Origin of the sequence: Vibrio sp. CCUG 15886 (assembly GCF_028570825.1) — a bacterium.
Classification (GTDB): domain Bacteria; phylum Pseudomonadota; class Gammaproteobacteria; order Enterobacterales; family Vibrionaceae; genus Vibrio; species Vibrio vulnificus_B.
In genome coordinates, this window is sequence record NZ_JAQQBT010000001.1 from 628996 (window position 1) to 641461 (window position 12466).

9 protein-coding genes, 1 pseudogene and 1 riboswitch are annotated in these 12466 nt (G+C 48.9%); of the genes and pseudogenes, 7 read left to right on the top strand and 3 right to left on the bottom strand.

Annotated elements, in window-relative coordinates:
• Positions 1–8: 8 nt before the first annotated feature.
• Positions 9–329, bottom strand: coding sequence for a DOPA 4,5-dioxygenase family protein (locus PQQ36_RS02690; RefSeq protein ID WP_011081419.1), 321 nt, complete (start codon positions 327–329; stop codon positions 9–11).
• 150 nt (positions 330–479) lie between these two features.
• A riboswitch (purine riboswitch) is annotated at positions 480–579 on the top strand.
• Between the two features lie 23 nt (positions 580–602).
• On the opposite strand from PQQ36_RS02690, the gene add reads away from it, so the two are divergent.
• The 4 genes from add to PQQ36_RS02710 all read left to right on the top strand — a co-directional run bounded on the left by add (position 603) and on the right by PQQ36_RS02710 (position 5266).
• Positions 603–1598: an adenosine deaminase gene (gene add / locus PQQ36_RS02695; protein WP_273660299.1), complete on the top strand. Its 996-nt coding sequence runs from the start codon at positions 603–605 to the stop codon at positions 1596–1598.
• A gap of 455 nt (positions 1599–2053) precedes the next feature.
• Positions 2054–3148 carry a pyruvate dehydrogenase (acetyl-transferring) E1 component subunit alpha gene (gene pdhA / locus PQQ36_RS02700; RefSeq protein WP_263139870.1) on the top strand — a complete coding sequence of 365 codons (1095 nt, stop codon included), beginning with the start codon at positions 2054–2056 and terminating at the stop codon, positions 3146–3148.
• Positions 3141–4124, top strand: coding sequence for an alpha-ketoacid dehydrogenase subunit beta (locus PQQ36_RS02705; RefSeq protein ID WP_011152306.1), 984 nt, complete (start codon positions 3141–3143; stop codon positions 4122–4124). The genes pdhA and PQQ36_RS02705 overlap by 8 nt, the downstream gene beginning before the upstream one ends.
• Positions 4121–5266 carry a dihydrolipoamide acetyltransferase family protein gene (locus PQQ36_RS02710; RefSeq protein ID WP_072611110.1) on the top strand — a complete coding sequence of 382 codons (1146 nt, stop codon included), beginning with the start codon at positions 4121–4123 and terminating at the stop codon, positions 5264–5266. Before PQQ36_RS02705 ends, PQQ36_RS02710 begins: the two co-directional genes overlap by 4 nt.
• Before the next feature lie 216 nt (positions 5267–5482).
• Here the strand turns inward: PQQ36_RS02710 and PQQ36_RS02715 are convergent.
• Positions 5483–6445, bottom strand: a pseudogene (locus PQQ36_RS02715) (electron transfer flavoprotein subunit alpha/FixB family protein); the annotation flags it as partial.
• Between the two features lie 31 nt (positions 6446–6476).
• Positions 6477–7253: an electron transfer flavoprotein subunit beta/FixA family protein gene (locus PQQ36_RS02720; RefSeq protein WP_206628855.1), complete on the bottom strand. Its 777-nt coding sequence runs from the start codon at positions 7251–7253 to the stop codon at positions 6477–6479.
• A gap of 206 nt (positions 7254–7459) precedes the next feature.
• On the opposite strand from PQQ36_RS02720, the gene PQQ36_RS02725 reads away from it, so the two are divergent.
• The 3 genes from PQQ36_RS02725 (at position 7460) to alr (ending at position 12420) form a co-directional block, all read left to right on the top strand.
• A complete protein-coding gene (locus PQQ36_RS02725) occupies positions 7460–9127 on the top strand; it encodes an electron transfer flavoprotein-ubiquinone oxidoreductase (RefSeq protein WP_273660301.1) in 1668 nt (555 codons plus the stop codon).
• 387 nt (positions 9128–9514) lie between these two features.
• Positions 9515–11146 (top strand): methyl-accepting chemotaxis protein, encoded by a 1632-nt coding sequence (locus PQQ36_RS02730; protein WP_011081428.1) that lies wholly within the window; start codon positions 9515–9517, stop codon positions 11144–11146.
• A 47-nt stretch (positions 11147–11193) separates the two neighbouring features.
• Positions 11194–12420 carry an alanine racemase gene (gene alr, locus PQQ36_RS02735; RefSeq protein WP_182291660.1) on the top strand — a complete coding sequence of 409 codons (1227 nt, stop codon included), beginning with the start codon at positions 11194–11196 and terminating at the stop codon, positions 12418–12420.
• Positions 12421–12466 lie beyond the last annotated feature (46 nt).

Below are 12466 nucleotides of genomic sequence, written 5' to 3' on the forward strand. Positions count from 1 at the left end.
GATGAGTTTCAATCGCTTAGCGTTTCTTCAAAAATGCCAAGTTCTTTGCCTAGCCAGTGAGCGCGTTCAGTGTGGTCGAGCAAATGCTCGTCACTGACCGGATGAATCAATACGGACAGATCGCCGCGATGTGCATCCAACCATTCAATCAAACCGTGTTGATTATCACGAAAGTGCAGTTCAAACATCGGCATCTTATGCGGGCCAACGAGACGATCGACCAGCGGAAATATCGCTGTGACATCTTGGCGTTCATTGCGGATCTGCTGATGGATCTTCAACGCATCTTGACGACGAATCAGGGGGTAATAAACATGGGCGTGAAACATACAGAGTAACCTTTTGAAATAATTTGTTTCATTCTAGCGGTTTGTTGAGCGTTTCCAATCAACAGATATCGATAGAGTCTATCAAAAAAATCGAAGATCCCGATGAAAAAGCCCCTTTTGTCACATTGCTGAGGCGAAAAACAGGTGCTAGACTTTCGGCGATCAACGCTTCATATAATCCTAATGATATGGTTTGGGAGTTTCTACCAAGAGCCTTAAACTCTTGATTATGAAGTCTGTCGCTTTATCCGAAATTTTATAAAGAGAAGACTCATGAATTACTTTGACCTGCCGAAGATCGATTTGCACTGCCACCTAGATGGTAGCGTACGCCCGCAGACAATTATTGACCTTGCTGACGAACAAAACCTCACTCTGCCATCACGTGACATTAACGTGATCAAAGAGATGATGGTTGCACCAGAAACTTGCCCAAATTTGGATGAGTATCTGAAACGCTTTGAGTTGTCAGGTATGGTCATGCAAACGGCAGAAGCGCTAGAGAGAATTTCATTTGAGCTATTCGAAGACGCTGCAAACGAGAACGTCAAATATTTAGAAGTTCGCTTTGGCCCGCTTTTACACCAAGTAAAAGGCTTGAGCCTTGACGACATCATGGACAGCGTGGTTCGTGGAATGAAACGTGCGGAAGCACAATACGACATCCACGGTAACTACATTTTGTCTATTCTACGCACCATGCCAAAAGACCAAATTAAAGCGGTTTTAGAAGCAGGCGCAAAACACCTTAACGATGGCATTGTGGCTTTTGACCTTGCTGGCTCTGAAGTTCCTGGATTCTGTCACGAGTTTGTTCCTTACGCACAATACGCAAAAGAGTTGGGTTACCGCATCACTATTCACGCAGGTGAGCAAGGTGCAGGACAAAACGTCCATGACGCGATTTCTTTGCTTGGCGCGGAGCGTGTTGGCCACGGCATCTTCATCCACAACCACCCAGAAGCTTACCAGCTCGTTAAAGGGGAAGAAGTGGCTCTGGAAACCTGCCCTAGCAGTAACGTTCAGACCAAAGCCGTCAACAGCTTGAGTGAACATCCAATTAAAGCGTTCTACAAAGACGGTATTGCCGTCACGATCAACACTGACAACCGTACCGTGTCGAACACCACGATGACCGACGAAGTGCGTAAAGTCGTTGAAGCATTTGAACTGACAGAAGCGGAATACTTCGATATCTACACTATCAGTGTCAACAATGCCTTCACATCTGATGCAGTTAAACAGCATCTATTGAGCTTCGCTCAGTAAGCGTTAGGCAAACCGATATCGATAATGCGCCTTCCCAACGGAAGGCGTTTTTCATTCCACCACAGCAAACACTCATCTTTTTTTCACGAATATTCTGAGATGTTTTCTGTCAACCCTAGTTATTTCCTTCAAATTTTAACAAGCCCAAATGCCAAAGCTGAAACATTGTCCTAATTCTCAGCGGTGTAAGGCAGAGTTTACTGCTTGAAAACAAACTAATCTTAGCGAAATTTAACATTTTGATTACACTTACAGTAAATCGGATGTCCCAAGATGGATCACTGTGGAAGTGGATAAATGCAGAAGCATCAAATAGCCACTTTCGCTTTCACAGGAGACAATTTTAAGAAATGGCGCATATCTAGCGCATCTCATGTGATGTGAATTGGACATTCTCTTTCAGTCTTGTGTCAGCTTATCTCCTGTGGCGATAGGCTTATCAAAAGGAGCTTGAGATGAATATTCAGGCACTGCCAATGCACCGATTCCTCGACTATGAAGGGAATGTGCAAAGCCCACTCCCTTCTTGGGCTAGTGGGGAGCGTCTTGTCCAATTTTACCGTGACATGCTCATCACCAGAGCGTACGACAACAAAGCGGTGGCGCTACAAAGAACGGGGAAACTTGGCACCTACCCATCCCACCTTGGCTCTGAAGCGTTTGGGGTTGGCATTGGTCACGCGCTCAAACCTTCTGACGTGTTCATTCCTTACTATCGAGACATGCCCGCCATGTGGGTTCGTGGTATTGGTATGGAGAAAAACCTGCAATATTGGGGCGGAGATGAACGCGGCAGTGATTTTTGTCCCGAGGAAAGTCACTTACACTGTTCCGATCTACCCTTCTGTGTCCCCATTGCCACCCAATGCACGCACGCGGTTGGCGTGGCCTCCGCACTCAAAATTCAAGGTAATCATGACGCCTCTTTAGTGACCTGTGGCGATGGTGCAACCTCCAAAGGCGATTTTTTGGAATCCATCAACTGCGCTGGCGTGTGGCATTTGCCTTTGGTGTTTGTCGTTAACAACAACCAGTGGGCGATCTCCGTTCCTCGTCAGTTGCAATGTGCGGCGGATTTGTTGTCAGAGAAAGCCAAAGGAGCTGGCATTCCCGGCATCACCGTGGATGGCAATGATGTGGTCGCTGTTTATGATGCCGTTAACAACGCTCTAGACAGGGCACGAAAAGGCAAAGGCGCGACATTGATTGAAGCGATCAGCTATCGCCTGAGTGATCACACCACTGCCGACGATGCAAGCCGATATCGCAGCGCCGATGAGTTAAAACAAGCATGGCAGTATGAACCAATTAAGCGCCTTCAAGCCTATTTAACCGCTCAAGGGCTTTGGAATGAAGAGCTCGAGCAACAATGGTTAGCCCATTGCAAACAACAAGTGGAGCAAGCCGTCGCACACTATCTTTCACTTCCGCCACAAGCCCCCGAAAGTGCCTTTGATTATCTCTATGCCTCGCTGCCGGTCGAGCTTCATGCTCAACGAGACATGTTAATTAATAAAGCAATGCGCATGCAGGGAGGCAAGCATGGCTGAACTAACCCTAGTTGAAGCAGTCAACCTCGCCCTTCATCACGAGATGGAGCGCGATGCAAACGTCGTGGTGCTTGGTGAAGATGTGGGAGACAACGGCGGCGTGTTTCGCGCAACCGTCGGTCTCAAACAGAAATTTGGCCTAAAGCGCGTAATGGACTCACCACTGGCCGAAGCGTTAATTGGTGGCGTGGCGGTGGGTATGGCAACACAAGGATTGAGGCCGGTGGCTGAATTTCAGTTTCAAGGCTTTGTGTTTCCAGCGATGGAGCATCTGATTTGTCACGCGGCAAGAATGCGAAACCGCACTCGAGGACGCCTCACCTGTCCTGCGGTGTTTCGCGCCCCTTTTGGCGGCGGTATTCACGCCCCAGAGCACCACTCTGAAAGTATCGAAGCGCTCTTTGCTCATATTCCCGGCTTTAAGGTGGTGATTCCTTCTTCACCTCAGCGCGCTTACGGCCTTCTGCTCGCCGCCATCCGCAGTGATGATCCTGTGATGTTCTTTGAACCCAAACGCATTTACCGCACCGTTAAATCGGAGGTGGTGGATAACGGCGAAGCGCTACCACTTGATAGCTGTTTCACCTTACGTAAAGGCCGCGATGTAACCCTAGTGACTTGGGGCGCGTGCGTGGTGGAATCTCTGCAAGCTGCTCAAACGCTCTCTTCACAAGGCATTGAGGCAGAAGTGATTGATTTAGCCAGTATCAAGCCGCTTGATATGGCGACCATTTTCCAATCTTTAGAAAAAACCGGACGTTTATTGGTGGTGCACGAGGCCAGTCGCAGTGGCGGTGTGGGTGGCGAGATCATTGCCCGCGTCGCTGAGCAGGCAATGTGCTTGCTGAAAGCACCACCTAAACGCGTGACGGGTATGGATACCGTCATGCCTTATTACCGCAATGAGGATTACTTCATGATTCAAGAGCAAGATATTGTGCTCGCCGCTCGTGAGCTTATGGAGGGCTGGAAATGAAAACCTTTATCCTACCGGATCTTGGCGAAGGGCTCGCTGAGTCGGAAATTATTAAGTGGCACGTCAGCGTCGGTGACAAAGTGGAAGTCGACCAAGTGATCCTCACCGTGGAAACCGCCAAGGCAACGGTTGATGTACCAGCCCCATGGGCAGGAACCATTATTACTCGGCATGGCAATGAAGGCGATGTGGTTAACATAGGTGCGCTGTTACTGGAAATCGAAGACGGTGATGTGACCGAAAACAGCGACCAAAAAGTACAACAACGCGAAGATGCTGCCACGGTGGTGGGTCATGTGTCCAATCAGATGCATCAAGTGAAAGTGGACGATTTTTGGATCGGGGGCAACCAAAACCACACCACAGAGAAACGGGTGACCGCCTTGCCATCGGCTCGTTTGCTGGCGCAAAAACTCGGGGTGAACTTGGAGATGGTGTCTGGTACTGGCCCATCCGGTTTGATTATGGATCACGATGTCTACGACGAAGCGGGCAAACAACGCCCCGGTACGGAAGTGCTCAAAGGAGCACGACGCACCATGATGACCACGATGACCGAATCTCATCTGCAAGTGGCTGCGGTCACCATTACTGAAGAAGCGCTGTTAGAGCATTGGAGCAGTCAAGAAGACATTACCGTTCGTTTGGTTCAAGCAGTCGTTTACGCCTGCCAGCAAGAACCGGCATTAAACGCATGGTTTGATGCCGATACCGTCACACGTTGCGTTCACCATACCGTGAATATTGGTGTGGCCGTGGACAGTGCCCACGGTTTGTATGTTCCTGTGATGCGACATGCCGATGAGTTTTCACCTGACGACATTCGTAGCTGGATAAATCAAACCGTTTCAGGAATTCGCGAGCGCAAAATTGGCCGTGAGCAGTTGCAACACGCTACGATCACCCTATCAAATTTTGGTGCCATCGCCGGAATTTATGCCACGCCTGTGGTGTCACCGCCGCAAGTGGCGATTGTGGGGGCGGGTCGAATCATTGAGAAAGTGGTGCTTCGGGAAGGAAAAGCCGTGGCCGTCAAAGCAATGCCTTTGTCGATCACCTTTGACCATCGTGCTTGTACGGGTGGCGAAGCCGCGCGCTTTACTAAAGCATTGGCAGAGCATTTAAGAAAACCCAGTGTATAACTTGTTGCTCAGGCAGTGCATAAAGACTAATGAAATAAGGCGAATAAGTAATAGCTAATAATTAAGGGCTTCCACGATGAAGCCCTTTTGCTTGTTTGCTTGGTGAGAATCGATGATGAAAATGCAAAGTTAAGCACGCAAGAATCGGCGACAAAGCCTGTCAAATACCCTACGTTTCGACAAACTGGGCTTCTCAAAAACTTCGGCGTCTTTCTGCACCTTCTCTAACAGTTCCGGCAGGATGTCAAACAGATCGCCCACCAAACCGTAGTCCGCCACTTGGAATATTGGCGCGTCTGGGTCTTTGTTTATCGCGACAATGACTTTCGACTCTTTCATACCAGCAAGATGCTGTATCGCGCCTGAAATGCCAATCGCAATATACAGTTCTGGTGCAACGATTTTACCAGTTTGCCCCACTTGCAGATCATTCGACACGTAACCCGCATCGACCGCTGCGCGCGAAGCGCCCACCGCCGCGCCTAACTTATCGGCCAATTGCTCCACCATGGCAAACTGTGCTTTGCTCCCTAAGCCACGCCCGCCAGACACCACGACTCTCGCATTGGGCAAATCTGGTCGCTCACTTTCTACCTTCTCTAAACCAACAAATTGGCTGTTTTCGGCGCACAGTACCTTGTCGAGTCGCACAACTGGCACCTGATTGCTGCTATTTTCACCTAAGCCATTGTCAGATAGGGCTTCAAACGCAGAGCTTCTAATAGAAACCATTTTGACTGCATCGAGTGATTTCACCGTGGCCAGTGCATTGCCGGCATAAATTGGCCGAACAAAGGTATCGTCCGATTCAATCGCCACCACATCCGACAACTGAGCAACATCGCGCAGTGCCGCAACACCGGGTAGTATATTTTTACCAAAGGTGGTTGCCGCTGCGAGCACGTGCGTATAAGGCTCACTCAACTGCGCCATCACGGGCACAATGTTCTCTGCCAAACGATGTTGATAGGCCGGCGAATCCAGCACCATGATCTCTGCGATTCCGTCGATACGCTGTGCATGTTCGACCACGGCATCACATTGATGGCCAATAATCAGCGCCGTAATGCCCTTAGGTTGCAATTGCAACGCTGCGCTCATGGCTCGTAAGCTTTCAGGACAAATATTCCGGTCATTATGCTCGGTCAGGAACAGCACTTTTATGTCATTCTTTTCCATCACTTTACTCTCTCCATTATCACGGCTGGCACTACAGCACCTTGGCGTCGTTTTTTAATTTTTCGATGAGCTGATCCACATTCGCCACCCGCTCTCCGGCTTTGCGCTCTGTTGGTGTGTTCACCATCAGCAATTGTTGATGAGATTTAACCTCAATGGAAAGCTGTTGTAGTGTGATCACATCCAGCGGTTTCTTCTTGGCTTTCATGATGTTGGGTAAAGAGGCATATCGCGGCTCATTAAGGCGCAGATCCGTACTGATGATGGCAGGAAGTACTAATCGCAACTCCTCCAACCCGCCGTCGACTTCTCGCGTCACGTTGACCTGCTCACCAGAGACAACGACTTTGGAAGCAAACGTCGCGCAAGGTCTTTGACTCAATGCCGCCAGCATTTGCGGCACTTGGTTGTTATCACTGTCAACGGACTGTTTTCCCAGCAGCACTAATCCAACCGATTCTTGCTCCATCAGACGATGCAGAATTTTCGCCACCGTGAGCGGTTCTACAGCCAACACATTTTGCGCATTCTCCACCACAGAAGAGAGATCGACATGAATCGCTCTATCCGCCCCCAGCGCCAACGCAGCCCTCAATTGCTCTTGGCAGCTTTCGTCACCGATGGAGACAACGATCACTTCCTCGGCATGGCCCGCTTCTTTGAGGCGCACGGCCTCTTCTACCGCGATTTCACAAAACGGATTGAGCGTCATTTTCACGTTGGTCATTTCAACGCCAGAACCGTCCGCTTTCACACGCGCTTTGAGATAAGGGTCGATCACGCGTTTGATACCCACCAATACTTTCACGTAGCCTCCTTAATGGACATCACCAACCATTTGAAATAAAAGCCATTTATTCAATCTCTTTACTTCAATGTCGTCAAATAACTGTCCGAAGATTTATTGCATTAACATTTGTGCAACATGGTAATTTCAGCTTAGTAAAGTTTACGTTTACGTCAACTGGACTATATTTAAGCCAATGAACGACTCTGTAGCGGCAGGTTTACATTATGGAAAGAGAATGCATGGAATTCGACGTGGTTATCGTTGGTGCGGGGCCAGCTGGTCTGTCAGCCGCTTGTCGTTTGGCGCAACTCGCCCAAGCCTCCAATCAAAGCCTCTCCATTTGTGTGTTAGAAAAAGGCTCGGAAGTGGGTGCGCATATCCTCTCTGGCGCCTTGTTTGAAACTCGCGCATTGGCAGAACTTTTTCCCGATTGGCAGGATCAAGGGGCGCCAGTCGACACGCCCATCACGCAAGATCGCCTGCTTTACCTCACTACCGAGCATAACCACATTGAAGTGCCTGCCTTTCTGGTGCCTAAATCACTTCATAATAGCAGTGACAACTATGTGGTCAGTTTGGGTAATCTCTGCCGCTGGTTGGCCAAACAAGCAGAAGCCCTCGGTGTAGAGGTGTTTGCTGGCTTTCCCGCTAAAGAGGTGGTAATTAATGAAAGTGACATTGTCACTGGTGTCATTACCACCGACATGGGCCTGGACAAGCAATTTCAGCCCAAAGCAGGATTTGAAGCAGGCATCGAGCTAAAAGCGCGCTTTACCGTGTTTGCCGAAGGCGCGCGTGGTCATTTGGGTAAACAACTGATTGAGCACTTTGCTCTCGACCAAGGAAAGTCGCCCCAACACTACGCTCTGGGGATCAAGGAAATTTGGCAACTGCCTCAAGAGAGTCCAGCCTATCAAGCAGGCCACGTCACCCACTTTGCTGGCTGGCCTTTAAGTGACACTGACAGCCAAGGGGGGGGCTTTCTATACCATATGGATAATCATCAAGTTTGCGTTGGTTTGATCACCGACCTGAACTACAGCAACCCCTACCTCAGTCCATTTGAAGAATTTCAACGCATGAAGCATCACCCCGCTATCGCCTCGCTATTGCAAGGCGCGGAGCGCGTCGCTTACGGTGCCAGAGCCATCACCAAGGGCGGGCTGCATTCACTGCCCAAGCAGCAGTTTGCTGGAGGATTACTGATTGGTTGCGATGCTGGCACCCTAAATAGTGGCAAGATCAAGGGCTGTCATACGGCGATGAAATCGGGCATGCTCGCCGCTGAGGCCATTTTCAAAGCGTGGCAATCGCCCGAGCAAAATACTGAAGCGGACTATCAAAGTGAATTTGAACACTCTTGGCTCTATGATGAGCTCGCGCAGACGAAAAACTTCTCTGCCGCCCTACATCGCTATGGGCCGCTCGTTGGTGGGGCTCTGAATACCTTTGAACAAAATCTTTGGTATCCTCTCACCGGGCAAGCCCCCAGTTGGCGTATTGTGGATGATAGAGCCGATCACCTTTGCTTGGATGAATGCGCCGTTGTCACTCCCATTGCGTACCCAAAAGCGGACGGTGTATTGAGCTTCGACAAGCCTTCATCACTCTATCTTTCCGCCACTCAGCATGAGGAAAATCAGCCCTGCCACCTGATGGTGAACGATCTCGACACAGCACTCAAACGCCATCTGAATTTGTACGACGAGCCTGCACAACGCTATTGCCCCGCTGGTGTGTATGAGGTTATCGAAGGCGAAAGTGGTCCCTATTTGCAAATTAATGCCGCCAACTGTTTACACTGTAAAACCTGCGACATCAAAGATCCGTCAGGGAACATTACGTGGACACCGCCAGAAGGCGGTGGTGGACCGAACTACCAAAATATGTAAATCGATTTGCCACACAACACTCGGCTTCAAAAAATACTTCGATTGGAAAACACCTTGTTTAGAAAGTACCAAGCTCGAAGCGTAGGCCGTCTCGAATCAAAAATTAAACACGCTTCGATTGGATGAAGCGCACTTTGCTTTCTATGCTTATGTCAATAAGTCGAATTGAGGTTAAAGCAGTATGAGAAATCAAACCGATTTCTCTAGCAATCATTCAAATATTAAGTGATAAACACCAAGTTTCATTTAAAGCTCAAAATAAATATCGCCAACTAATGATAAAAATGATAAATTACGCAAAATTTTGGTAGGAAATCACACTTTTTAATATATGGATGTAGGTTGCAATGGCAATAATTGATACCAAGCATAGAAGGTAACTCATTCATGTTTATTAAGAATCTATCAATCGGCAAGAAAATCGCAGCAGCATTTTCAATCATAGCCGTCATCAATATCGCATTCGGGATATTTTTGTCTACAGAGCTCAATACGGTAAAGTCCGAGCTATTAAACTACACCGAAGATACACTACCCGCGATGGAAAAAGTGGATGCTGTACGAGATAAAATCTCATATTGGCGACGTACTCAATTTGCGGTGTTCGCGATGAACGACGAAAACCAAATCAAACAGACCATCACACGTAACGAAGGTATCCGTCGAGAGATCGAAACGGAACTCGCCGCGTATGGAAAAAGCGTCTGGCCAGGTGAAGAAGAGCAAACCTACAACCGTTTGATGTCACTTTGGAGTGGTTACCTCAGCACCATGGATAAGTTTAACGACGCATTGCTTGCAGGCGACAAAGACGCCGCTTATCCAATCCTCACCAACTCACTGTCGACCTTTGAATCGATTGAGACGGAAGTGAACAAGTTGGTGATGATTCTCAAAGGCGCAATGGACAGCAACAAGAATCAAATTCTGTCGTCTGTTAACGGCCTAAACACCACTGCTGTTATCAGCAATATCGCTATCTTTGCTGTGATGGTGATTATGACGCTACTATTAACTCGTATCATTTGTGGGCCACTGAATATCGTTGTTCGTCAGGCGAACGCCATTGCACGTGGTGATCTGTCACAAGATCTTGACCGTAACGCGATCGGTAACGATGAGTTGGGCGAGCTGGCAGATGCCACCATTAAGATGCAAGACGATTTGCGCCAAGTGATCGACAACGTGATTGCCGCTGTAACCCAATTGAGCAGTGCAGTAGAAGAGATGACACAGATCTCTGAAATGTCCGCTTCTGGCATGAAAGATCAACAAATGCAGGTGACGTTAGTTGCAACCGCCATGACTGAAATGAAAGCCGCAGTGGCAGACGTTGCTCGCAATACCGAAGACTCTGCATCGCAAGCGTACGACGCGAATCGCCGTACTCAAGATGGTGCGAAAGAGACGCATCAAATGGTGGTATCGATCGAAGAGGTGGCCGACATCATTGCCAAAGCGGGCGACACGGTGGCCGAGCTTGAAGCGCAATCGAACCAGATCAACGTTGTGGTGGATGTGATTCGTGGTATTGCTGACCAAACCAACCTCTTGGCACTGAATGCAGCCATTGAAGCGGCGCGCGCTGGCGAATCTGGCCGTGGCTTTGCGGTTGTTGCCGATGAAGTGAGAACCTTGGCAGGCCGCACTCAAGATTCAACCGGTGAAATCACGTCTATCATCGAGAAACTTCAGGATTTGGCAAAACAAGCCAAACACGCGACCGAAGATTCAAGAACCAGCATCGGTGCTTGTGTTGAGCAAGGTAATAACGCACAAGAATTAATGGGCTCGATTGAAAAGTCCATCGCGAACATCGCAGACATGGGCGCGCAAATTGCCACCGCATGTGGACAACAAGATTCCGTTGCGGAAGAACTCAGCCGCAATATAGAGAACATTCACATGGCTTCGCAAGAAGTTGCGCAAGGGTCGCAGCAAACCGCGCAAGCGTGCCGTGAATTGACTCAACTTTCCGTCTCGCTGCAAGACGTCATGAGTCGTTTCAAATTGAATTAATACAACCACCCCGGCCTGAGTGCTGGGGTTTTTCTTAGGGAAATAACATGAACTTTAAAAAGACCCTTCTATCCATTGCCATCGCTAGCGCCAGTCTCACTCCGGCTTTCTCTTACAGCGCACCTCTCTTACTCGACAACACGGTTCACCAAACCAGCCAAATCGCTGGGGCCAATGCTTGGCTCGAAATCAGCCTCGGCCAATTCAAAAGCAACATTGAACAATTTAAATCGCACATTGCCCCACAAACCAAAATTTGTGCGGTGATGAAAGCCGACGCTTATGGCAACGGAATTCGTGGTTTGATGCCAACCATTCTTGAACAACAAATTCCCTGCGTGGCTATCGCCAGTAATGCGGAGGCTAAACTCGTCCGAGAAAGTGGTTTCACCGGACAACTGATTCGCGTTCGTTCTGCGAGTTACAGCGAAATTGAACAAGGACTGGATCTTCAAATCGAGGAGTTGATCGGCAGCGAGCAACAAGCGCGTGACTTATCAGCGTTGGCAGAAAAGCGCAATCAAATCATTAAAGTTCACCTTGCTCTTAACGACGGAGGCATGGGCCGTAATGGTATTGATATGAGTACCGAACGTGGACAAAAAGAAGCAGTCGCCATTGCAACGCACCCTTCGGTGGCCGTGGTCGGTATCATGACCCATTTCCCGAATTACAATGCAGAGGATGTACGAACAAAGCTAAAAAGCTTTAACCAACATGCACAGTGGTTAATGGAAAGTGCAGGGCTAAAACGTGAAGAGATCACCCTACATGTGGCCAATTCCTACACCGCGTTGAATGTCCCTGAAGCGCAGTTGGATATGGTTCGTCCAGGTGGCGTGCTCTATGGTGATCTCCCGACCAACCCTGAGTACCCTTCTATTGTGGCGTTTAAAACTCGCATTGCTTCACTTCATTCGCTTCCGGCAGGCAGCACCGTGGGTTACGACAGCACGTTTACCACAGCAAATGATGCGGTGATGGCAAACCTCACAGTCGGCTATTCCGATGGCTACCCACGAAAAATGGGCAACAAAGCGCAAGTGCTGATCAACGGCCAGCGCGCCAATGTGGTGGGCGTTGCTTCAATGAATACTACGATGGTGGATGTGTCCAATATCAAAGGCGTGTTACCCGGCGACGAGGTGACGCTCTTTGGTGCTCAAAAAAACCAGCACATCTCTGTCGGTGAAATGGAAGAAAACGCCGAGGTAATTTTCCCAGAGCTTTACACCATTTGGGGCACCAGCAACCCACGTTTCTATGTGAAGTGAAACAGGTAAAAGCGGATTGATTAGAGAGAATGGTATAACAACTAAG